Raw genomic sequence first — 24,017 nt, forward strand, 5'->3', positions numbered from 1 at the left:
AACACATTTAATTCGCTGTTGATTGCTATAAGTATTAAAGCTGATCGATTGTACTTCATTGTAATTTAGTCCGTTTTTGAACTTTTTTACGTAAGGGTTCCTAATTATCACCACCCGAATTCAAAACAGTTAGGTAGTTAAGATGACATGAAGTCGTCAAGTTGGCCTAGATGACCTATGAACTCCGCGGTAACGATTTGTAGACTTGATTGATGATGCAACTGCCGATGTTGAGTCCAACAAAAGTGTCATTAGTATCATAAAATCTAATTTCACATACAGAGGGCAGGGAACCTAACAGTCTTGATAATCTTTCAATCAAGCATTCGCGTTGCTAACAGGTAATGTAAGTTTATTAGCAAAAGCTAGAAAGTTACTTTTAAGTATTGGCTAGGTGGCGGCTGCAAGTCTTGGGTTAGAGGAAGGCTTATGGACGTTAAAGCAATGTGGAGACCTAATTCAGAATCAGTCCTCTTATATAGCTCAATAGAATGTTCTGTTCTGGCTGATTGATCATGATGGTAGTGGAGCAAACGAGTTCAAACGCCAATGATCTGTGGAACACTAGGTGTATCTGTTTCGTTAAGACAAACTTGGCAGCACTAAAGATCTACTCTTTGGTCAAGTTCTCTTTTTATTAGTGTAATAAAAGCAATGCAAAACTGCTCTGTGTATAGATGAGGATACTTTTTCCATTGTGATGACTTTTGGAGAATCTACTTTCTAAGTTTCTTTGACTACTAATAGGATAATGGATAGGCAAGTGGTTTGGTGAAGTATTGGGTAGCGTCATACTTTATCTTTTACTTACGTTATTGGTTAAGGACACTACCTTCTTAACCAAAGAAGCAGAATGATGGCTGTAGCAGTAGGGTAACGGTATTGAGTTACTGGATTTATCTCGGTGCCATAAATTATTTTACGTCGATCTTAATTTTATGTCCGACAATAAGGTGCATGTAGCTGATACGTTGTGTGAAGTCGATCGCATTATTGAGACGTTTAATTCCAATGATGTAATATATACAGCGAACTGTAACTATTTGTATCCTATTGTTATATTTGGTTTTTCTGTGGGTTGCATAATTGACATAGAGTGATTTATGCAAAATTTTATTGCTCAAACCATCTATTTAAACTTGCTTTTCTTATTTGTAATACAATATACTTAATGGGTCGCAAGGAACGACGGTCGATAACTTATTTAAGTTTTGATAAGTAATGACGAGTGTTTTCAGCGAGCGTTTAATAGAGGGCACGGCCCCTATAAATTAGATTACAAAAGGCAAGGTTCACTGAACGTTGACTATATAAACGATTACTAGCGAAAGTGGGTTCGAGTAAAGATCCGGCTTTTAATGGTGAAGCTCCATAACTACTAATAATAGCCTAAGCATACCCTTCTAGTGTTTAGGCTCGGTACACCACCGATTTACCCATAGGCTATGCACTTGCCTATGGGTTTTTTTTGCCTCTTTTTTCTCAATTTTCACGCATTTCGATAGTATTTTCATAAAACGTTATGGATTGCCGCTATTAAAAGATCATTTAGCTTGTCACCAAAATGCCGATTTTGTTTAAAATGACCTTAGTCCTATCAATTTTATTATCCGAAAAGTAGTGAGATTTCGATTGATTTCTTGAAGATTCCAATGAAATGGCGGTTCAATTAAGTAGTATTAATTGTTTTAAAATGTTTCATCGATAACATTATTAAGCCGGATTTTAATTGCTGTACTATCGTTAAAGTAAAGGTGGTCCTTTCGGTATATTCATACTAACCCCCGTGCAATAAGACATTTGACTTGTTTTGTTACATTTATGGTGTTTTATGTAGCGATTTATGGCTCTTTTGGGTCTTGATCACTTGTATGATTTAATCTAGGGCTAGTCTTGAGTCATAGGTCACATTTATGAAGTATTGTAATACAAAAGATGAAAGTTACTGTTTAGACTGAACTGGATTTGAAATAATTTTTTACAGTTTAAGGTAATGCAATGGATCTCAATACTATAATTGTTGGCATCTACTTCCTATTCTTGATTGCGATAGGTTGGATGTTCAGAACGTTTACAAGCACTACTAGTGATTACTTCCGTGGCGGCGGTAATATGCTTTGGTGGATGGTTGGTGCAACTGCGTTTATGACTCAGTTCTCAGCTTGGACATTTACTGGTGCGGCAGGTAAGGCTTACAACGATGGTTTTGCAGTAGCAATCATCTTCCTAGCAAACGCATTTGGCTACTTCATGAACTTTGCGTACTTCGCGCCTAAGTTCCGCCAATTACGCGTTGTAACTGTAATTGAAGCAATTCGCATGCGCTTTGGTGCTGCGAACGAGCAAGTATTTACTTGGTCTTCAATGCCTAACAGTGTTGTATCTGCAGGTGTTTGGCTTAACGCACTAGCAATCATTGCATCTGGTATCTTCGGCTTCGACATGACTATGACCATCTGGATTACAGGTTTGGTTGTACTTGCAATGTCTGTAACGGGCGGCTCATGGGCGGTAATCGCATCTGACTTTATGCAGATGGTTATCATCATGGCGGTAACGGTTACTTGTGCTGTAGTTGCTGTTGTTCAAGGTGGCGGTGTTGGTGAAATCATCAATAACTTCCCTGTAGGTGACACTGGTTCTTTCGTAGCGGGTAACAACCTTAACTACCTAAGCATCTTCAGCATCTGGGCATTCTTCATCTTTGTTAAGCAGTTCTCTATTACTAACAACATGCTTAACTCTTACCGTTACCTAGCGGCGAAAGATTCTAAGAACGCTAAGAAAGCGGCACTTCTAGCATGTGTACTTATGCTAGGTGGTGTATTCATCTGGTTCATGCCTTCTTGGTATATTGCTGGTCAAGGCGTTGACCTATCAGCTGCTTACCCAGACGCAGGTTCTAAAGCAGGTGACTTTGCTTACCTATACTTCGTACAAGAGTACATGCCAGCGGGTATGGTTGGTCTACTTGTAGCGGCAATGTTCGCAGCAACCATGTCTTCAATGGACTCTGGCCTAAACCGTAACTCAGGTATTTTTGTTAAGAACTTCTACGAAACAATCGTTCGTAAAGGTAAAGCTTCAGAAAAAGAACTAGTAACAGTATCTAAGATTACATCTACTGTATTCGGTATCTTAATCATTCTTATTGCACAGTTCATTAACTCTCTTAAGGGTCTGAGCTTGTTCGATACAATGATGTACGTTGGTGCTCTAATCGGCTTCCCAATGACTATTCCTGCATTCCTAGGCTTCTTCATTAAGAAGACTCCTGACTGGGCTGGTTGGGGTACGCTAATTGTTGGTGCAATCGTATCTTATATTGTTGGTTTCGTTATCAATGCAGACATGGTATCTCATGCATTTGGTCTTGAAGAGCTAACGAAGCGTGAATGGTCTGATGTTAAGGTTGCTATCGGTCTTATCGGTCACATTACACTAACAGGTGGTTTCTTCATCGCTTCTACTCTGTTCTACAAGCCTCTAACTGCAGAGCGTCAAGCTGACGTAGACAAGTTCTTTGGTAACCTATCTACGCCTCTAGTAGCAGAGTCTGTTGCACAACAGAAACTGGATAATAAACAGCGTGAAATGCTAGGTAAACTAATCGCAGTAGCAGGTCTTGGTGTAATGCTAATGGCATTCCTACCTAACCCAATGTGGGGCCGCGGCGTGTTCATCCTGTGTGGTGCTATCGTTGGTGGTGTTGGTCTACTGCTAGTTAAAGCCGTTGATGATTCGGTAGAAAACTTAGAAGAAAGTGTTGCTAAATAATCGATTGATTTAAACACTTCAAACAACAAATGCGAGCAGAGATGCTCGCATTTTTTTGTTTAATCGTTTTTAACTATAGTGTTACTGAATGCCTGATGTCCTTAGATGAAGTCTAAGTGTCCAGCTTAAGCTAATCTTAAGGCTTTGTAGGCATTTGTGTTTGTAGCAACAACTATTAGCGTCACTGTTCATGAAATGGAAAATATAGTTGCATTAGTCTCTAAATGATATTCAACCTGTAGAGTGGAATAAGTCAATCATTAGGGAAGTCAAAATATGAACGTCGCACTTTTATCAGCAGGAATCTTTGGAACTCTTTCATTAGCAATTACCGCAACCATCGTTAGCTATGAAAATAAAAAGTCCAAAACACTTGATGCATTACGAGCAAAGCAGGCTCAAGAACATAAGCAGAAAGCTTCAACAATCCAAACAGAGAAATTAAGAGCAATGTATAAACGAAAAGGGGCTATTTAAATTTGTAGCGTAAAACGTTTGGAACATTGCTATTTAGCGAACTGTTGTATAGTGGTTCGCTAGCGTACAATTCTTCAGAAAACCTCCTCTAAAGCCTATATCAACCCCAAGCACTTTCAGTACTGTTAGTAAGATTATTCCCTTATAGTTAGAAATCCCACCTTACAATTCGCACCATTAGTCATACTATTAACTCGTCATTGGTCATAATGAATAAGTTTTTAAAAGAAATGAATAATGTATCTAATACAGTTTATTGAATGAATAATGTGACACTTGACTCATAATTGACGGGGTAACTGTTGGTTACTGTGTGTAACAAGGTGTTTCAGTGCTATTTATCGATATAATTCAATCGTTACGGAATGTTAGATCTAGATCACTTGTATGATTTATCGAATAAGAATTCTCGGGGTATTTGTCACAATAAAGACTTATTGTAGTACAAGTTACGTTAGCTTCTAGTTAGAATTTTTGGACTTACACAACAAATCAATCTTACTAAGGTTAAATGATGGATCTCAATACAGTTATTGTTGGCGTCTATTTCCTATTCTTAATTGCAATAGGATGGATGTTCAGAACGTTTACAAGCACAACAAGTGATTACTTCCGAGGCGGCGGTAGCATGCTTTGGTGGATGGTAGGTGCAACTGCCTTCATGACTCAGTTCTCTGCTTGGACATTTACCGGTGCAGCGGGTAAAGCGTACGCGGATGGTTTTGCTGTTGCAGTAATCTTCCTTGCGAACGCATTCGGTTACCTAATGAACTACCTATACTTCGCTCCTAAATTCCGTCAACTACGTGTTGTAACGGTAATCCAGGCGATTCGTATGCGTTTCGGTAGCTTCAACGAGCAAGTATTTACTTGGTCTGGTATGCCAAACAGCGTTATCTCTGCGGGTATCTGGCTAAACGGTCTAGCAATTATTGCATCGGGCATCTTTGGCTTTGACATGACGACGACCATCATTCTTACCGGTCTTGTTGTACTAGTAATGTCTGTTACCGGTGGTTCTTGGGCGGTAATCGCATCTGACTTTATGCAGATGGTTATCATCATGGCGGTTACAGTAACGTGTGCTGTTGTTGCTATCATCCAAGGCGGCGGTGTTGGTGAGATCATTGCTAACTTCCCAACAGACGAAGGCGCATCTTTCGTTTCGGGTAACAACCTTAACTACCTAAGCATCTTCGGTATTTGGGCATTCTTCATCTTTGTGAAGCAGTTCTCTATCACGAACAACATGCTTAACTCTTACCGCTACCTAGCGGCTAAAGACTCAAAGAACGCGAAAAAAGCAGCACTTCTTGCTTGTGTTCTTATGACTATTGGTCCAGCTATCTGGTTCATGCCTTCTTGGTTCATCGCAGGCCAAGGTGTTGACCTAGCGGCTATCTACCCAGAAGCCGGTTCTAAAGCAGCTGACTTTGCTTACCTATACTTCGTTGAAACCTTCATGCCAGCAGGTATGGTGGGTCTACTTATCGCAGCTATGTTTGCCGCGACTATGTCTTCAATGGATTCAGGTCTAAACCGTAACTCAGGTATTTTTGTTAAGAACTTCTACGAACCAATCTGTCGTCCAAACGCGACTGAGAAAGAGCTAGTAGTTGTATCTAAACTTACGTCTACGTTCTTCGGTATCGCAATTATCCTTGTAGCGCTATTCATTAACTCGCTAAAAGGTCTAAGCTTATTCGACACAATGATGTACGTTGGTGCTCTAATCGGTTTCCCAATGACTATTCCAGCATTCTGTGGTTTCTTCATTAAGAAGACTCCGGACTGGGCAGGTTGGGGTACGCTTGTAGTAGGTGCTATCGTTTCTTACTACGTTGGTTTTGTTATCACTGCAGATATGGTTGCTAACTGGTTTAATCTAGAGCCTCTAACAGGTCGTGAGTGGTCAGATCTTAAAGTTGCTATTGGTCTTATTGGACACCTAGTGTTTACAGCAGGCTTCTTCTGCCTAACAACACTGTTCTACAAGCCACTTTCAGCTGAGCGTCAAGCTGATGTTGATAAGTTCTTCGAGAACCTACACACACCACTAGTTGCTGAGTCTGCTGAACAGAAAGTACTAGATAACAAACAGCGTCGTATGCTTGGTTCACTTATCGCAGTAGCGGGTGTTGGTGTAATGCTAATGTTTGCTCTACCAAATCCACTATGGGGACGTTTCATCTTCATCTTGTGTGGTGCGATTGTTATGAGTGTTGGTCTACTACTTGTTAAAGCAGTTGATGACACAGTAGAAGAACTACGTGAACAATCAGCTGAATAATAAAAGCTTATAATTAATTAAAGCGGGCAGAACAGCCCGCTTTTTTTGCTTTGTAATCCCTAAAAGAAGAGACAATAAAATGAAGAAAACTGCCATTGCCTTAGCTGCTACGTTAGCTTTGTCTGGATGTAGCCTTTTTAATAACTCTCAGCCAGAAGAACCTATGACAGTTGCGGACGTAAATCGCAGCATGCTTTTAGAAAGTGACCGTTTAACGGTTATTGAGAAAGCGTCTATGGAAGAGGCTTATAAAGGAGAGGTTGACGCACTTCGCGAAAAGATCCTAAACGCGAAAAACGGTGACGTGATTGAAATCGAACCAGGCAAGTATCGTAACCTTGGTCAACTGACTATCGAAGCGAATAACGTAACGATTAAAGCGAGAAAGGCAGGTACTGCCTGGATCACTGGTTTGGTTCAATTTGAACTGAACGGCGACGGTATTACATTGGACGGTTTAGTATTCACTGAAGGCGGCCCTAATGAGCGCTTTGGTGGTGTGCGTATGATGGGTGATCGAATCACGCTGAAGAATTCAACTTTCTATTACTTTAACGATGATTATCCGTATGAACCCGACGAGCGTCGTTCTGAGTACCCTAAGTACCTTTGGGTTTCCTTATGGGGTAAAGATGGTCAGGTAATTAATAACCGTTTCGAAGGCAAGCAAAAGCGTGGCACTTTGATCGGTGTTCAAAAAAATGAAACGCCTGATAACCACATTATCAAGCACAATATTTTCTTGGATCAAAAACCTAACCAATTTAATGAGTTCGATATCAAAGAAGCGATCCGATATAACGGCAACAGTTGGGAAGCGATTCGTATAGGTGACTCAAAAGCATCACAATGGCCTTCAAATAGCCAATTTGTTGAGAACCTAATGATTGATATGGACGGTGAGCGCGAACTTATCTCTATTAAATCAGGTGGCAACATCATTGGTGGTAACACCATTTTTGAAAGCACGGCATTGATTTCTCTTCGTCACGGTAAAGCAAACGTGGTGGAAGACAACGTCATTTTAGGTAATGGCAAGCGTCTTACTGGCGGCATGCGTATTTATGATGAAGATCATGTAATCCGTAACAACTATATTGCCGGTACTCGTGGTCGTGATGGTCTCATTGAAGGCAATGCGGATCTTCGAGGCGGTATTGTTATCAATACTGGGATCATTGATGTAGCTAATGGTGAGGAGCTAGATCAAGCTGTTAAGGGTAAAGAGTTAAACAAGCAGTGGACTCCGAAAAATATCACAATAGAAAACAACACTTTAGTTGATACAGAGTGGGGCATTGTCTATGGCAACCAGACTCACCGTGTAAGCCTGTTCGACAACAAAGAAGTTGAAAATATTTTTGGTGGTGTAGATGTTCACTTTAGCAAGAACCTTGTAGATAACTCTTCTAACCCTGAGTTCGTTGCAGTTCGTGCTACTGCCGCCTTCCCGTTGAATGGAGCAACTTACACTGATGAAGTCTACGTTGGCCAAGTAACAGAAGCAGAGCAGGTGTCAAATTACTCAGCTGAATTACCAAAAACCACTAACGTGAATGGCTTTGAGTCAGCTGAAAACGTTGGTGTTGATGCTTCTAAATTGAAGGTCATCACAGCTGACGTTGCAGGACCAGACTACGTAATCCAATAAAATATAACGACGTAGATGGCTAGGTAAAACAAAGGCGAGCATTGCTCGCCTTTTTTTGTATTTATTACTTACTGATGGTCATGCTGGCATTTTGGCACTTTCTTGCTGGGTTTTGCATCGATTTAGCTGATCTCTAACGATTTGTTTATAAACCTTAATCAGTTCAAATGACATGAAGCTAGTATCTAAATAAAGCAACGGAGCAGAGATTGAGTTGCCTTTAGTCAGGTCGTGCATTGAATCTGATAGACGTGCAATGGCTTCATTGAGAGTGTACTGGCTATTAAACCCCTGATCTTGAAAACGTTTAGCTTTGTTGAGTAAATTACTGGCTCGTCCGACTAACAGTTTCGGATTTCGTAACCCATTTTGAACAACTGAACTGATGCAGATTCGATATTGTGTTAATGCATCTACAGTGTCCATTAATGTTTGCCATTGCTCGTTGTAGCGCGTCATTGATAACTCTTGTCCCTTGAGGCTTCTTAGCACTGCGCAATCGCAGCAAAAAAATAGCAGGCGTATCGTTTGCCCGTGAACGACGAGTTGCTTTGATAGTGATTGTTCTTCGCTATTTTGACTTAGCGCTTCTAAACGCATACTCAAAATATGTCGCTCAGGCCGACTTCCTAGGTAACTGTAGCTGCTGACTTTGTTGCTTAGGGAAAACAACGTTGATTTGATTTCGCTAAATGCTTCGTGGTCTATCTCTTCGCCTGTCATTTCTTCATAAACAAATGAGCGATGAAGTCGCACAGCGTCTATCGCATCAAACACAAATTTTATGGCTAACTTTCCTTGCGTGATAGGGGATTCAAAAGGTGAAGAGATCGCGTTAGTAAGTCCTGCGCGATTGATCAATAGCATGTTGCTTGATATGTCCATAATCACATCCTTATTTATGAAGACATTTATCACTCTTAACTAAGCAACTATGGTGCCAATTCATAACTTATTGTTTTTATTGCTTATTAATATCTATGCAGTGATTGTTTGTGCATTTTTCTTGTGCAGTAAGCACTGATTCGGTGCAGGAGCTTATTGACTTAAACAATCACAAAACAGCCTTGATGCATTGTCGAATAAAGTGGCACAAGTGATTGAATCTACTAAGGTGTTTACAGGTAATCACAAAGTTGAAGAATCACTATGCACGAAGATTGGGCTGCGTTGGGTATTGCTGCTGTGGGTATTGTGGGACTTGGGTGCCAATGGTTGGCATGGCGTCTGAAATTGCCCGCTATCTTGTTTTTGCTTATAGCCGGCATTATTGCAGGCCCCATTATGGGATGGATACAACCACAAGCTGTCTTTGGAGAGCATTTCTTCGCTCTGGTATCACTGGCGGTTGCGGTGATTCTTTTTGAAGGGAGTTTGACTCTAAAGTTCTCTGAAATTAAGGGCGTCAGCAATACCGTGTGGAGCATTGTCTCTATAGGAGCTTTGGTGTCGTGGGCTGTCACGAGTATTGCTACACACTATTTACTGGGCTTTGAATGGTCTTTGGCGTTGCTGTTTGGAAGCTTGACCGTAGTGACTGGACCGACGGTAATAGTGCCCCTGCTAAGAACCGTTAGACCTACATCGAGGTTATCCAATATTCTTCGCTGGGAGGGAATTTTAATTGACCCCCTAGGGGCGCTGTTTGTCGTCATGGTGTACGAATTTATTATCTCGAGTAGTTCAGCACAAAGCTTTGAAGTCTTCGGGTTTATCTTAGTGATAGGGTTTGGGATTGGGGCTGCAGCCGGTGCGGGTGTTGCTGAAGTGCTCAGGCGAGGTTGGTTGCCTGAGTATTTACAACCCTTTGGCGTGTTAACCATTGTGCTAGCCGTATTTGCGGGTTCAAATTATCTAGAGTCTGAGTCTGGATTATTGACCGTGACAGTGATGGGAATGTGGCTAGCCAACGCAAGAGATGTGAATATTCAAAGCATTCTCCACTTCAAAGAAAATCTAACGATTATGTTTATTACGGGTTTGTTCATTTTACTGGCGGCTCGTATTGATTTAGAAGATTTCCAAGCACTTGGATGGAGTGCTGTCATTTTGTTTGTGGTCATTCAACTTGTCGCTCGCCCTTTGTCTATCTTTGCTTCCACATTGCGAAGCAGTCTAGGCTTTAAAGAAAAGCTTTTTTTGGCTTGGGTAGCACCTCGAGGGATCGTCGCTGCATCTATCTCTGCATTGTTTGCGATTAAGTTATATAACATCGGTATGGAGGAAGCTAAGTTATTAGTTCCTTTAGTCTTTATGGTGATCATCGGAACCGTTGTGTTGCAAAGTTTTACTGCCAAACCTATGGCAAAACTATTAGGGGTAGCAGAGACAGCTCCGCGTGGTTTCTTGATCGTGGGCGCTAATGATGTAGCGCGTGAGGTTGCACTTGCCCTGTCTAAATATGACCTAAGGGTAGTAGTGACAGACTCAAACTGGGATTACATCAGCCAGGCGAAAATGGCTGGATTGGAGTATTACTACGGTAATCCAACGTCGAGCCACGCTGATGAATACCTTGATCTAATTGGTGTTGGGCATGTGGTGGCCATGAGCCCCGACAAGCATTTTAATATCATGGCGTGTATGCAGTATTTATCAGACTTTGGTGTGAATCGAGTTTTCTGTCTAAGGGATATAAAAAACAATAACGGTGACAAACACATTGTGGGTAAAAAGTCCTTTGGACAAACGCTATTCTCTGGAAAGCATAGCTTTAAAAAGTTGGCTAGCCTGATTAATCAAGGGGCGGAAGTTAAGCACACTAAGCTTAGTGATAGCTTTACCTATCAAGACTACCTCAAACAATATAATGAGAGCCTCGTTCAACCTTTGTTTGTTGTGACAACTCAACAACGAATACATATGGTGGGGGATGATAGTGAGTTTGCCCCACAATCTGGTGAAACAGTGGTCTCCTTGATTAAGAAACAATGGATAGGAGAAGATAGACGAGGAGAGAGAGTTTAGTCTAACTGGATTTATTTTTAAGCCTCGTGAATTACGAGGCTTTTTTGTTTTTGGCACTTTGCTTTTATGCCATGAGGAAGGCAACTATCAATATCGAGCTATTTATAAAACAGAGCTAACTGAATATACAACGCCTTAAGCTTTCACTGCGTTGATTAAAAAATGAAGTGTTAATGGTGGATTAGAGGGCACTTATCATTATGGATTTAATTGTCCATAATGATTGGAAGTATTGACTCTTTTTAAAGTGTGATGAACCTCTTATTATGCTCGCCATCGACAACGCTTATGAGGAGTTTCATTATGTCGCACCCAATCATCAAAGATCTAAACAGCCGTTACACAGCAAAGAAATACGATACAAACAAACGCATTTCAGCTGAAGATATGGAAGTGATCAAAGAGGCACTCCGTTTGTCTGCTTCTTCTATCAACTCACAACCGTGGAAGTTTATTGTGATTGAGAGCGATGAGGCTAAGCAGCGTTTTCATGATACTTTTGCCAACATGCACCAATTTAACCAACCACATGCTAAAGAAGCGTCACACGTTATCTTGTTTGCACATAATCCAAATTACACCAAAGATGACTACCGCAAAGTTGTTGATGTAGAAGTAAGCTCTGGTCATTTACCCGCTGACATGTACGACAACATGTTAAACGGAGCGTACGGTTTTGCTGAGCTAAACACCGACGAAAGTGGTTTTAACGGCAACTGGACTAAGGCTCAAACTTACATTGCTGTTGGTAACGCTCTACATGTATTAGCTCGTATGGGCATTGCATCGACTCCAATGGAAGGCGTTGATCCTAAACTTATCGGTCAAGCATTTTCAGAGCAACTAAACGGCTATCAGTGTGATTTCGCACTCGCTATTGGCTACCACCTAGAAGGTGAAGACTACAACTACGGCAAGCCAAAGGCGCGCCTAGCAACAGAAGACGTTATCGCTGTTGTTTAATAGTAAGTAATTGAATCAATGAGAAAGGCTAGGTGATAACTTAGCCTTTTTTCGTTGTGTTGGTATGTATGTTTAGGCTTACCATGTAGCAAGCTGCAAGCTACAAGCTACAAGCTACAAGCTACAAGCTGATAGCCGAAAGCGGTCATTCCCGAGGTGTTTTATCGGGCATCTAAAAGCATGGTCATTACTGCATTTTAATCGATATAAACTTTCATATTTGGATTAGTCGAAAACTCAAAGAGCATCTCTATGTCTTGCTTCATTGTTCGTCCTTTGGAAAGCTCGGGTATTTCATCAATAGAAAAAAATCCTATCTCAGAGATTTCAATATTAATTGTCGGCTCCCCTGACTCTAACTCACATAAGAAAAACATCTTATAAATATGAAAAGGGTATGGAGGAGTGTAGGGATGGACAGCCCTGTCTTTTATAGCAACGAGTTGGGGGTTAGAAACCACATACCCAGATTCCTCGAAAACTTCTCGAATAACGCCTTGTTTTGGGGTTTCACATACATCGCCCCAACCTCCGGGTAAAGTCCAACAATCATCTGCACGTTCGCGAACCAATAGAATTTTGCCATCTTGGATAACGCCAGCTCTTAGGTCAATCTTTGGTGTTGGGTATCCGCGTTCATCGATAAATAGATTCGATACCTTTTCTACTGGTTGGTCGCTGAGTTGGGCAAACATTTTATGCGATATTTCAGCCACCTGGTCAAAGCGTTCTAGGTCAAATTTATCGACGGAATAAGTCTTTCCCGCTTGGCTTATTGCTTGTAATTGTTTAGCCCATTCTAGCCATTGACTCATGTTGATTCCTTTACCGCAGCAATTAAACAATCATAGAAGGCGGACGCGGCAGGAGATAGCCCTCTAAGATGATTTCTAAGCACGATAGAAAACTGACTTCTAAAGTGCCATTCTTCTGGCTTTAATGCGCTAAATTTATCCCGGTAATCATAGTTTTCGATAAGGTGTGTTGGAAGAAAACTAATGTGCGTCCCTGCTAAAGTGAGCATCAGTCCGGATTCAACGTGCCAACCATCAATGAGCTTTAGGTTTTGATATTGATGAACATTTAGCAGAGCATACATAGTATCAGCCGCGTAGCCACCGACATTGATTCTTTGAGACTCTAGTGAATAGTTGTTTTTTCGAATGACTTCGGCGAGATCTTTGCGTGCATATAAACAACTCTCTTCAGTGAAGATAGGCTCAACATGGGCATAAGAATGGGTGTGATGGTCATCTAAAACGACGATCATCATATCTAATTGATTTTTTGCTAATTTTTCGTTGAGAACAGTAAAATCTGCGATTTCTAAGGTGAGCTCAACATCGTCACTAAGTTTGTAATAAGCCTCGATGGCTTTTGAGAGGGGATTAGAAGACAGAGAGACGGTATTATCCAGACAACCTACACGAACTTGGCCGATTAATTTAGATTGCACACCTTTGAGTTTAGCGGCGTAGTCTGAAAGCAAACTATTGATCTCATTTGCATAATTATATACTTTGCATCCCTCGTCTGTTAACACAAAACCACTTCTTCCTCGGTTGCAAAGTACAACACCTAAGCTTTTCTCAAGAGTGATGAGTTCTTTACTCAGTACGGGTTGGCTAAGACCTGTGGTCAAAGTGGCATTGCTGATCCCACCCTGCTCAACGATCTCTGAAAAAAGCTCTAGTCGACGCAGGTCGCGCTTGTCTAATTTTTCCATGTTAATCGACATAAAAGTATTACATGATCATTTTAGAATGTTTAGATTCAATAATATGTATTTATTTACATGTAACAAGATGCTAACTTTTTTTATGTGATCAATATGGATAAATATGTAGGAGAGACGGATGTCTGAAAAATCCAAGTCAAAAATTGACGATTTCGAATTAGAGCCGGTGCCAGAAAAAGCCAAGCGTTCTTGGTGGGTAATCAGCCTAATTTGGTTGGCGATTGGTATTGATATTTCAGGCTTGTTCTTAGGGGCTATCTTGAGTGAAGGCATGGCAATTAATGATGCCTTGCTAGCCACCTTTATAGGTTCATCTATTCTTGCTGTTTTGGCCATGCTTTGTGCAAACATTGGCTTTCAATCAGGGGTTTCTACTCCGCTAGTAAGTAGCGCTGTGTTTGGTCGCAACGGTGGCAAACTATTAGGGCTAATTACTGGTGTTTCTCTCGTTGGATGGTTTGCTTTCCAAGCGGACTTCTTTGCACTGATTTTAGTTGAGGCTTTGGCCAAATATAATTTACAAGTACCGCACTTTGCCGCTCTTGTTGGAGGCGGTACGCTGATGATGATCACCGCGATTTATGGTGTTCGTGCTCTTGGTAAGCTTTCTACCTATTCAGTGCCATTGATGGTTGGCTTGATTACCCTTGGTCTTATTATGGCGTCGGGTGCACAACCTGCCGGTGAGAGAGAGCTTATTGCTCCAATGTCGATGGGCGAAGCGATTTCCTTTGTTATGTCTATCTGGATTTTAGCTGCGATTGCATCCCCTGATATTGCTCGTTATGCGAAAACCCGTAAAGATGCCATTCTTGGTGCAGGCTTTGGTTTCCTACTAGGTAATAGTGCGACTATCGTTGTTGCTCTTCTACTGACGCAAATGACAGGAACAGACAACCTTGTTGAAGTATTCTTTACGATTGGACTCGGTATGGTTGCCATTACCATTCTGGTATTTGCTCAATGGACAACAAACAGCAGTAACTTGGTATCCGGTGCTCTTGGTATGTCTGTTGCACTTCCTCGTGTACCACGCCCAGTGTGGGTTATTTTGATGACCATTATTGGTCTTGCCATTGCTCAGTTTGGCATGGTTGACAAATTCACTGCATTTTTGACTCTGCTAGGAGTCACAATCGCTCCATCTGCTGGCGTGTATCTGGCTCAGTACTACTTCATTAATAAGCAAGATTTTACCTTTGAAGCGATACAGAATGTACCTTCATGGAAGATCAATGGCTTGGTTGCTTGGGCATTTGGTAGCGCAATCAGTGCTTGTACAGCCGGTGAGTTCTTTAACTTGTTCTCAATCACTTCAATCTCGCCTATTGATGGCATCTTGGCATCATTTGTTGCCTATATGGTGCTAACAAAAGTGAGCTCTATGGGAAAGAATAAGGAGACTGTCCGTGATTATTAATGAGCAAATGATTGATGATATTGCTCTCGGTGCGACAGTACTTGGCACTGGTGGCGGTGGTGATCCTTACAGTGGTGCACTAATGGCCAAGGTAGCGATTAGAAACGCTAAAAATCCTGTAGAGATTATTTCTTTAGAAGAAGTGCAAGATGAATGGATGACAGTACCGTCATCGATGATCGGAGCGCCAACGGTATCGATTGAGAAGATCAACTCTGAGTCTCAGATGCTGGTGGCATTTGAGGCGATGGAGCAAGCATTGGGTGAAGAGATACAGGCTACTTTTCCTATTGAAGTTGGCGGTTTTAACTCATTAATTCCTATTTTGGTCGCTGCCCAAAAAGGCATTCCCGTGGTGGATTGTGACGCAATGGGGCGTGCATTTCCTGAGTCTCAAATGGTGACCTTCTATTTAGATGGTTTGCCATCTGCACCCAACACGCTTGCTGATGAAAAAGGTAATGTTGTGACTCTACATCCGTTAGATGGTGTTTGGTCAGAGCGCTTTGCTCGTCCAATTACCGAAGAGATGGGAGGCAGTGCTGCAATGTGTGATTACCCAATGAAAGGGCACAACCTAAAACGTAGTGCGTTAGGCGGTACCTTAACCCAAGCTATGCAGATTGGTCAGGCAATTCGCGCGGCAAATAAGAATGGTGAAAACGCCGTCGATGCAGTCCTTGATATTGTTGGTGGTACACGTCTTATCAGCGGAAAGATTGTTGATATTGAACGCACCACAGCTGGCGGTTTTGTCACTGGCGGTGTGATCATTGAAAAGCTAACTAAAGCGGGTACACAGTCGCAACCAAAAGATGTGTATGTGCACTTCCAGAACGAGTTGCTATTGGCGCACAAAGGCAGAAAAGCCGAAGAGATTAGCCAAGAATCATTGTTAGCAACTACACCCGATCTAATTTCTATCCTTGATCATGAAACGGGCCAACCGATAACAACCGAGCAGCTTAGATACGGTCAACGTGTTGATCTTATTGCTTATCCTTGTGATCCTAAATGGCGCACGGCGAAGGGTATAGAGGTAGCCGGTCCTAATTACTTTGGTTATGACGTGCAATATAAAACCATTGAGCAGTTAATTCAGGGAGAGCGAGCATAATGCAACAGTTTCGTTTGGGTATAGATGTTGGCGGTACTAACACAGACGGTGTATTGCTCGACTCCAATTTAGAATGTGTCGCTAAGGTAAAAGTGCCGACCTCACACGATATTTTTACGGGTATTGATGGTGCGATCACTGCACTATTAGAGCAAAGTGGCACTACTGGTGCGCAAATCAAACATGCCATGTTAGGTACAACGCAATGTACTAATGCCATTGTAGAGAAAAAAGGATTAGATCGCGTAGGTATGATTCGTTTGGCCCTACCAAGTGGCAGCAGTGTGCCACCTTTATGTGGCTGGAGTGATTCTTGGCAAGCATTGCTAGGCGAGCACTTCTATCAAGCCCACGGCGGTTATGAATACGATGGTCAGTTAATTACCGATATTCAAGAGCAAGAGATTCGCGATCTGTGTGCAAAAATGCAAGGAAAGGTTGATTCAATTGCAATCTGTGGGGTGTTTTCACCGGTAAACGGAGAGCAAGAAAATCAAGTTGAAGAATGGGTTAGGCAAGAGCTTCCTGAAGTCAACATTTCGGTTTCTCACCAAGTAGGCAGCCTAGGTATTTTAGAGCGTGAAAACGCCACTATTCTCAATGCCGCTCTTCAAGGAACAGCCAAGCGTTTTGTGCAAGGCTTCTGCAATGCATTGGAATCGCATCGCATTTTGGTTCATCCATATTTTGGTCAAAATGATGGCACTTTGATGTCGCAAGAGTTTGCACTTAAGTATCCAATTTTAACTGTGGCGTGCGGACCAACAAACTCTATTAGAGGTGCAAGTCACTTATCTAAGCGCGATGATGCCATTGTTGTAGATGTGGGCGGTACGACCGCTGACATTGGTGCCTTGGTACATGGTTATCCACGTGAATCTAGTATTGCAGTTGAGCTTGGCGAGGTAAGAACTAACTTTCGAATGCCGGATATTCTAGCGCTAGCCATAGGTGGTGGCACTATCGTTCGTACAACCGCGCAAGGGTATAGCTTGGGGCCGGACAGTGTAGGACATGAACTTTTGCAAAAGGGTAAAAGCTTTGGTGGCGAGACACTAACCTTGACTGATGTGGCACTGACTTTAGAAAAAATGCAATGGCATGCAGATCATAAATTACAAGTGACAGAACTGTCTAAGCCATCGGCTGAAATCATCTATCAGCAAATGATTGAGGTGATAGAAGAGGGCATAGATAAGATGAAGACCTCTGCAGCCCAAGTACCGGTTATTCTGGTGGGAGGGGGTAGTGCTCTTCTTCCTGATGAGTTTACTGGCGTAAGTGAGGTGGTGCGTCCACAAAACTTTGAGGTTGCTAACGCCATTGGTGTTGCCCTTGGTGAGATTTCTGGTCAGCTAGATAAGATAGTTCCCATCGCTGCCAATGAGCGCCAACAGGTACTTGATGCCCTAGAGCAAGAAGCGAAACAGACCGCAATTGATGCAGGAGCTTGCCCTGAAAGCGTTGCAGTTATTGAAAGAAGTGAAATCCCACTGAGTTACCTTCAAGGCAACATGGTACACGTGAAGATCAAAGCTGCGGGTAAGATTGCTTAATCTTACGGCTTGAAAGCTAAGAGTATTAAAAAGCCCCTAAGTCTATGACTTAGGGGCTTTGTCTATTACCTAGCCAATGTTGTTATTAGTCGTGAGTTACTTTTAGGTCATAGATTGTTGCAGCAGTCATATCGTCAGCTTCACCAGTACGGTTTTGGACGTAGACGCCAGCTTTAAAGTAGTTCCAGCTGTCTTCTAGACTTACGCCGTAGATATCTAGATCTACAGATACTTTACGTGGAGATTGACCTTCTTGGTAAAGTTCAAATGTCAGGATGCTACCTTGAACGTCAATGGCGTAAGAGAATTTTTCGCCAAGTGCAATACCGTCATCAAAGCTCTTTGGAGTGTTTTTTTCTCCTTGGCGCCAGAAGTTTGGTTTGGTAGAACCTAAAACTGGGAAGTTGATATCACCATCGCGAAGTCCAGAACGACGATCTGGTTCTACGTTGAACCAAATTGAACCTGTCTTGTGATTAGGCATTTTGCGATAAAATACTTTAATTGGCTCATCATTAGGCGCATGAATTTGCCCGATGATTACTCGGCCTTGCTGCCAATCAACACCGGTGGTAGTAACTTCATCAACAGACATTGTCACTTCCATACGTGCGTTAACGCCGCCTACTTTTGCATGATCGCTTTCTGGTGCAGAACCAAATACCCAATTGTTTTTGTTTGTGCCACGAGTCTTAATCGAAGTATCACCACAGCGAAGCATTTGGCGAAGCTCAGTACGTATGTATTTTGTGTTTTCAGAAGTCTTAATACCCGATACTGGAGAACGGAAAACTACACCATCACCGGCTTTGTTCACATAAAAGTACTCTGAATGTTGAGCACCTCGTGCGATTTCATTTTCTTCAAATTCTGTAGGGCGATCGCCGCCTGTTAATGAAACAGGCAGTGTGACTTTCCAGCATTGTAGATCAAGAACTTCATTTGGCGTTGGTGCAGCTAGCGCTGATGTAAAGGCAAGTGAAGAAAGAGCGGCAATGGCCACTTTAGTAAAGGAATGCATTGAAGCGTCTCCAGTTTATATTGTATTAAAGTATGGCAAGCATGCTAGTCGAGGATTTTATATTTGTCTGTGACATCGGACGTGTGAAATGGCCGTACATTGTAACTAAATGTGTCATTTCGCCAGATGTTGCAGGTAACTCTATGATTTTAATGATGTTATATATTTTGAGTTTTCTTTATGTTTGCTGTGTTTTGTTTGATCTGAATGATTCTGTAGGTTTAGTTTCGATTAATTAGCGAAAAAAATCTAAATACACCTGTTTTGTCGGTGTGCTTTGTAAACGATGAATACTGTTCATATCATGAGTTCAGACTTGAATATTCTGTATTTAGCTGTTCGTGAATACCACTATTAGGTGATTAGTTGCTTATATTAGGGGTTCTAAATATTGACGTGACCTCACTTGGTTATCGCTGACCATAAAGGGCGTTATAGTAGGGAAGTGTTGAGCAGAAACACTAACTTATGTACCTAGTAGGGTTCTAGCGTTGTGATGTAATTGGACAATGCAGCATTTAATAAATTACTCGCTTCACAAAAATGATTATTATCCATTTATTGGGGCATAGGATGTTTCTTGGCCACTTGATTCTTTTCGATATTGCATTACAATAACCATATTGTAATACAAATAGGCTTCCCGTTAAGACTGTAGAAGTCTAGGCAGGGCTAGCTAACTATCAACTCACATAGAGAGTATCAATATGTCTACTAAAGTTGCATTTATCTCAGGCGCTACTGGCGGTATCGGTTTTCAAGTAGCTAAGCGTCTAGGTCAAGACGGTTACACAGTGATCCTTAACGGTATCGAAGATGCTAAAGGCGCTGAGCGTCTAGCAGAGCTTAAAGAAGCGGGTATCGAAGCTGAGTATTACGGTTTTGACGTTACTGACGAAAACGCAGTAACTGCTACTATCAACACTATTGGTGAGAAATACGGCAAAATCGACGTTGTTGTAAACAACGCTGGTGGCTTAGGTGGTCGTAGCCCAATTGAAGGCATGGAAACTGATTTCTTCCGTAAAGTAATGGCTCTTAATCTAGACAGCGCATTCTTCGTATCTCGTGCTGCTATTCCATTCCTTAAGAAATCTGACAATGCGTCAATCATCAACTTCACTTCGAACGCAGCTTGGAATGCAGGTGGCCCGGGTGCAGGTATCTACGGTACTTCTAAAGCAGCAGTTCACACTCTAACTCGTGCTCTTGCTAAAGAATTGGCTCCAGCTAACATCCGTGTTAACGCGGTATCTCCAGGTACTATCGATACTCCGTTCCACGCTCAAATCAAAGAAACTAAGCCAGAAGTATTCGCTTCTTGGGCTAACAGCATCATGCTTGGCCGTCTTGGTCAACCAGAAGAAGTTGCTTCTGCAATCTCTTTCCTAGTAAGCAAAGATGCTTCGTTCATCACTGCTGAAACTCTACAAATCGGTGGTGGTCAAGCCCTAGGTATCTAGTACCTAAGTAAAACTTTTTAAGTTTTACTGTTTGAACTGATTTATAAACGGCAGATCTCGAAAGAGGTCTGCCGTTTTTTGATGCTTATCCCTAACATATACAGAGTTATCTTTTTGTGTAGACGAGAGGGTTGATCTCTAGATTCAATCAAACCCCATTAAAAAGGCTTTTGAGCCCGAAAAGACACTCTCTAGTGCTACAAACAATACTACTACCTTCATCGCACTGCTAATTATCTTTATTCTTGCTTCACCCAGGAAACTAGCTATCAAATCAGCTCGTATTAGTACCATGGCGGTTACTGATAGAACCAGTGTGAGTGTTAATGCTGTTATAAGGTCACTGGTTCCTGATAAATGTGCGTTCCCCATGAGAATAACGAGAGTAATAATTGCTTGCGGCGATACAATAGAAGGGATAGCCAAAGGGTATATTGCCTGCTGAGCAACTGTATCTAATGATAAATCTGCGTTATGTTTTGTATCTGTTGTTTTATATTCAGATAATGACTGAAGTCTCGTGCTTATTACATATAATAAGGTAAAGCCTGCGATTATTTCAAACAAGGCTTGAGGAACTTGTACAGTTTGAAAGATAACTTGGATTACTAGCAAGAAAAAGAGTAATACCCAGTAGGACAACATTACCGAATTAAGCACCAATTGACGCCTTTGAAAGGTGTTTAGAGTATCGCTTTGTTTCAAGAAAACAGGGATGTTGCCAATGGGATTAATAACAGCAATTATTGCTAGAAAATTAATAAAGAAATATGTGCTCATATAGATCTTCTCACTTTACAACTGGTAAGTGAAAGTCTCTACTTTTTCGCTCTCGGAGCTTAACTACACAGAGAATAATAAGTTTTACAAGTATAAATATCATGGTTATTTGGTATGTCGATTGAAATGGCTGACTATCTTATAAACTACAGCGATATTCGCATCATTAAAGGATTACGGATAGATAAGGATGATATAACCAAGATATAAAATCATAATATACAATGGCTTAACGAGTTGCCTGTGTGAAATTTACTCTATAAAGCTTTTAAGGTGATATTCATTTTTATGTAAGGATTAGGCTGTTGTGATGATTCAAAACTAAGATTGTTACACTATGAGGACTTCTTGAAGTTAGAGGTCTTTATGTCACATTACATTGAAGCAATTTTTGAAGGTTTAAAAGAGCATGATCTGATTCTTGCTCTATTGTTCCTGTCTATTTATTGGGTTCTAAAGCGGTTTTCTAAAACGGCAATTACTCGTCTAGCTTATACAAAGTCAGTCTCTGAAACACGTAGCGCGTTTATTTTACGTTGTGTAAATATGTCTAGTGGAGTGATTCTATTTGCTACTTTCTTAATTGTAAGCGGAATAGGTTATGGAAATTTTGCCATCTTCATTTCTTCAGTTTTTACTGTTATCGGTGTAGGCTTTATTGCTCAATGGTCAATATTGAGTAATGTCACGGCGAGTTTTCTTATATTTTTTGTGTTTCCATATCGGATCGGTGATTATATTGTGGTGGCTGATGGTGATGGAATAGAAGGTACTCTGCTAGAAATAAAGATTTTCCATACCCTTATAAGACATCCAAATGACAATATTATTACCTACCCAAACACCTTGCTATTACAAAAGTGTGTCACTAAGGTTCAAACTAAAAATACAGGTGCAGGTTATGGCATATCATCTGAAAGTTGTTCTAGGGTAAAGCGTGCAAGGCGTTCGGTGAAACGCATAGATGTAGCGCCGGGCAATGAACCCGACGGGAAAGAAATTATTTTCTATTAGTAACTCTTTTTTGTAGGATTTTTAAGCTCGTTAATTAGGCTGTCCAGATTGCTATCGAAAAACAGAGGGCTTGCTAATTCAAGCGCGGTAGGAGAAGAGGTGTTTTGTGTGCCTTGCAAGTAAAGTTCCTTTGCAGCATCGATATGACCTTGAGCTTCTTCTGCTTTTGCCATTAATAAGTAGGTTAATGGTGTGTATTGATTGTACGGTATAGACAGCAATACTTTAGATGCTATTTCAGCATCACCGTTGGCAAGTGCAAGTATTGCATTTGCTTCGCATACTTTTGCACTGCGCTTTTCATCCAAGCTCTTTTCCAATGATGAAGAAAATTCTTGATTCAGACTTTGTATAATTTGACCTTGTTTACTTTCATCTTTGGTAAAGGCATTTAGAACCTCCCCAATGTAGTTGACCGCAATGGTGTAAGCATTATTAGGGGCTAATGTTTTTGCGTGTCTAAAGTGCTCTAGCGCACCTTCAAAGTCTGAACCGGTATAGGTCATGCCAGTACCAGCCATTAGTGATTTGGTTGCTTCATTATTCTCCGGAAATACCCCAATATCTCTCTGTATTTCTTCTTCTGATACCCCTATATACATAGCTCTAAGCAGATCATCTATTATCGATGTGAAAGTCTCATTGAATCTGGAGAAGTTTGTGGAGTAGCGTCTGTTAAGATGCAATTGGTCAGATACCCTATTGCGGTATTGAACTAACAGTCGTAGTTTTTTTCCATCACGGCTTGGGGTTGTCAAAATATTAAACTCAAGAGCTGCAAGCTGTTTGTGGCGCTCTGATTTCACTATTCTGACATTGCTATAAAAACCAATATGCTCCACTAGCTTAATTACCATACCGTATAGTTCAGGTCTTGCTTTTACGTCTTCACTCACATTTAGCACAGCATAACGAAACTCATAATGACTAAGATGCTTGTTGTCATCTTTGGTAATTGAGGGCTGGTCAGTTTGATACTGAAATAACAGCAGGCCGGTCAATATGATGACAAGTATGGAGAGAATAGTTAAAGCAATGCGAGGCTGTTTAGGGGACGACCTTTCTTGTTCAATCTTATCTATTGGTTGCTCTTGTTTTAGTACGCTTTCATTCGGCGGTGGGATTGTAGTGTTGTCTGGCTTTTGGATATCTAGTTTCTCAAAACTGACTTCTCCGTCAAATCGATAACCACGCTTTGTCACTGTGACAATATAGCTACTTCCTTTGAGGCTATGTTGTTTCAGTAATTTACGCAATTCAAACATAGCTTGAGTAACAGCTTGATCGGTTAATACTGTCCCGCCCCAAACATGATCTATCAGCTCATCACGGGTATGAGTTAATCCAGGGTTCTGACACAAGAACTCAAGCAATTTGGTTAAGCGATTATCAATAGTAACGATAGAGTCTGAAAACTGAATTTGACCTTCATTAGGTACAAATCGCCATTCATCCACGATAAAGCTGATATTTTTGTCTGGCATCGACTGATAGAGACCTTAATTGTACTTACCTATGTTTAAACATAGTTCTAATAGAATGATTTTTCTTACTTTTAATCGAAATCTTGGCTGCGTTGATAAGTGAGTTGTGAGCAAAGTATCACCTCACTGATTTGAATGTGCCTAAAGCACCATCGAGAGTCTAGATCATTAATAAAGATACGCTGATTTCTAAACAATCATCGTATCTTTTTCTCATTAAGTTCCTGATTTTATGTATTTTATACTTTTGTTATGAGAATTTTTATTACCTGCTTAGGTTTCGCTTATGCCAACGGATT

General features: G+C 41.2%; 17 protein-coding genes. 11 read left to right on the top strand and 6 right to left on the bottom strand.

The genetic code is table 11. From position 1 onward, the window contains the following. The first annotated feature begins 1,998 nt into the window (after nucleotides 1-1,998). The 4 genes from OCU48_RS14915 to OCU48_RS14930 all read left to right on the top strand — a co-directional run bounded on the left by OCU48_RS14915 (nucleotide 1,999) and on the right by OCU48_RS14930 (nucleotide 8,195). Nucleotides 1,999-3,777, top strand: coding sequence for a sodium:solute symporter family transporter (locus tag OCU48_RS14915; RefSeq protein WP_141344602.1), 1,779 nt, complete (start codon nucleotides 1,999-2,001; stop codon nucleotides 3,775-3,777). A 276-nt stretch (nucleotides 3,778-4,053) separates the two neighbouring features. Next, entirely contained in the window at nucleotides 4,054-4,254 is a 201-nt protein-coding gene (locus OCU48_RS14920) for a hypothetical protein (RefSeq protein ID WP_141344603.1), read from the top strand. A gap of 514 nt (nucleotides 4,255-4,768) precedes the next feature. Beyond that, nucleotides 4,769-6,544: a sodium:solute symporter family protein gene (locus OCU48_RS14925; RefSeq protein ID WP_141344604.1), complete on the top strand. Its 1,776-nt coding sequence runs from the start codon at nucleotides 4,769-4,771 to the stop codon at nucleotides 6,542-6,544. A 79-nt stretch (nucleotides 6,545-6,623) separates the two neighbouring features. Beyond that, a complete protein-coding gene (locus OCU48_RS14930; RefSeq protein ID WP_141344605.1) occupies nucleotides 6,624-8,195 on the top strand; it encodes a polysaccharide lyase 6 family protein in 1,572 nt (523 codons plus the stop codon). 78 nt (nucleotides 8,196-8,273) lie between these two features. On the opposite strand, the gene OCU48_RS14935 is transcribed toward OCU48_RS14930, so the two are convergent. Then, nucleotides 8,274-9,080, bottom strand: coding sequence for a hypothetical protein (locus OCU48_RS14935; protein WP_141344606.1), 807 nt, complete (start codon nucleotides 9,078-9,080; stop codon nucleotides 8,274-8,276). Nucleotides 9,081-9,344: 264 nt separating this feature from the next. Between OCU48_RS14935 and OCU48_RS14940 the strand changes: the two genes are divergently transcribed. Continuing rightward, a complete protein-coding gene (locus OCU48_RS14940) occupies nucleotides 9,345-11,162 on the top strand; it encodes a cation:proton antiporter (RefSeq protein WP_141344607.1) in 1,818 nt (605 codons plus the stop codon). A gap of 303 nt (nucleotides 11,163-11,465) precedes the next feature. After that, on the top strand, nucleotides 11,466-12,125 hold the full coding sequence (locus tag OCU48_RS14945; protein WP_141344608.1) for an NAD(P)H-dependent oxidoreductase: 660 nt from the start codon (nucleotides 11,466-11,468) through the stop codon (nucleotides 12,123-12,125). A 197-nt stretch (nucleotides 12,126-12,322) separates the two neighbouring features. On the opposite strand, the gene OCU48_RS14950 is transcribed toward OCU48_RS14945, so the two are convergent. Together OCU48_RS14950 and OCU48_RS14955 are read right to left on the bottom strand one after the other, a co-directional pair. Next, nucleotides 12,323-12,940, bottom strand: coding sequence for an NUDIX hydrolase (locus OCU48_RS14950; protein ID WP_141344609.1), 618 nt, complete (start codon nucleotides 12,938-12,940; stop codon nucleotides 12,323-12,325). Continuing rightward, nucleotides 12,937-13,863 (bottom strand): LysR family transcriptional regulator, encoded by a 927-nt coding sequence (locus OCU48_RS14955; protein ID WP_141344610.1) that lies wholly within the window; start codon nucleotides 13,861-13,863, stop codon nucleotides 12,937-12,939. The genes OCU48_RS14950 and OCU48_RS14955 overlap by 4 nt, the downstream gene beginning before the upstream one ends. 118 nt (nucleotides 13,864-13,981) lie before the next feature. Here OCU48_RS14955 and OCU48_RS14960 point away from each other — a divergent pair, with 118 nt between their 5' ends. The 3 genes from OCU48_RS14960 to OCU48_RS14970 are packed head-to-tail and all read left to right on the top strand — an operon-like array spanning nucleotide 13,982 to nucleotide 17,956. Further along, on the top strand, nucleotides 13,982-15,283 hold the full coding sequence (locus OCU48_RS14960; RefSeq protein WP_141344611.1) for a cytosine permease: 1,302 nt from the start codon (nucleotides 13,982-13,984) through the stop codon (nucleotides 15,281-15,283). Continuing rightward, nucleotides 15,273-16,400 carry a DUF917 domain-containing protein gene (locus OCU48_RS14965; RefSeq protein ID WP_141344612.1) on the top strand — a complete coding sequence of 376 codons (1,128 nt, stop codon included), beginning with the start codon at nucleotides 15,273-15,275 and terminating at the stop codon, nucleotides 16,398-16,400. Before OCU48_RS14960 ends, OCU48_RS14965 begins: the two co-directional genes overlap by 11 nt. Next, nucleotides 16,400-17,956: a hydantoinase/oxoprolinase N-terminal domain-containing protein gene (locus OCU48_RS14970; protein WP_141344613.1), complete on the top strand. Its 1,557-nt coding sequence runs from the start codon at nucleotides 16,400-16,402 to the stop codon at nucleotides 17,954-17,956. The genes OCU48_RS14965 and OCU48_RS14970 overlap by 1 nt, the downstream gene beginning before the upstream one ends. Nucleotides 17,957-18,041: 85 nt before the next feature. On the opposite strand, the gene OCU48_RS14975 is transcribed toward OCU48_RS14970, so the two are convergent. Beyond that, nucleotides 18,042-18,977: a polysaccharide lyase family 7 protein gene (locus OCU48_RS14975; RefSeq protein ID WP_141344614.1), complete on the bottom strand. Its 936-nt coding sequence runs from the start codon at nucleotides 18,975-18,977 to the stop codon at nucleotides 18,042-18,044. Between the two features lie 707 nt (nucleotides 18,978-19,684). Here OCU48_RS14975 and OCU48_RS14980 point away from each other — a divergent pair. Next, nucleotides 19,685-20,440, top strand: a complete 756-nt coding sequence (locus OCU48_RS14980; RefSeq protein WP_141344615.1) for an SDR family NAD(P)-dependent oxidoreductase — start codon at nucleotides 19,685-19,687, stop codon at nucleotides 20,438-20,440. 144 nt (nucleotides 20,441-20,584) lie between these two features. Here the strand turns inward: OCU48_RS14980 and OCU48_RS14985 are convergent, their stop codons facing one another. Next, on the bottom strand, nucleotides 20,585-21,220 hold the full coding sequence (locus OCU48_RS14985; protein ID WP_141344616.1) for a MarC family protein: 636 nt from the start codon (nucleotides 21,218-21,220) through the stop codon (nucleotides 20,585-20,587). Nucleotides 21,221-21,586: 366 nt separating this feature from the next. Here OCU48_RS14985 and OCU48_RS14990 point away from each other — a divergent pair, with 366 nt between their 5' ends. After that, nucleotides 21,587-22,234, top strand: coding sequence for a mechanosensitive ion channel family protein (locus OCU48_RS14990; RefSeq protein ID WP_141344617.1), 648 nt, complete (start codon nucleotides 21,587-21,589; stop codon nucleotides 22,232-22,234). Here OCU48_RS14990 and OCU48_RS14995 read toward each other — a convergent pair. Next, the gene (locus tag OCU48_RS14995) at nucleotides 22,231-23,718 is read right to left on the bottom strand and encodes a winged helix-turn-helix domain-containing protein (protein WP_141344618.1); all 1,488 of its coding nucleotides are present in this window, start codon (nucleotides 23,716-23,718) and stop codon (nucleotides 22,231-22,233) included. The two genes, OCU48_RS14990 and OCU48_RS14995, sit on opposite strands and share 4 nt — an antisense overlap. Between the last annotated feature and the right edge of the window lie 299 nt (nucleotides 23,719-24,017).

Origin of the sequence: Vibrio inusitatus (assembly GCA_024346935.1) — a bacterium.
Lineage (GTDB): Bacteria > Pseudomonadota > Gammaproteobacteria > Enterobacterales > Vibrionaceae > Vibrio > Vibrio inusitatus.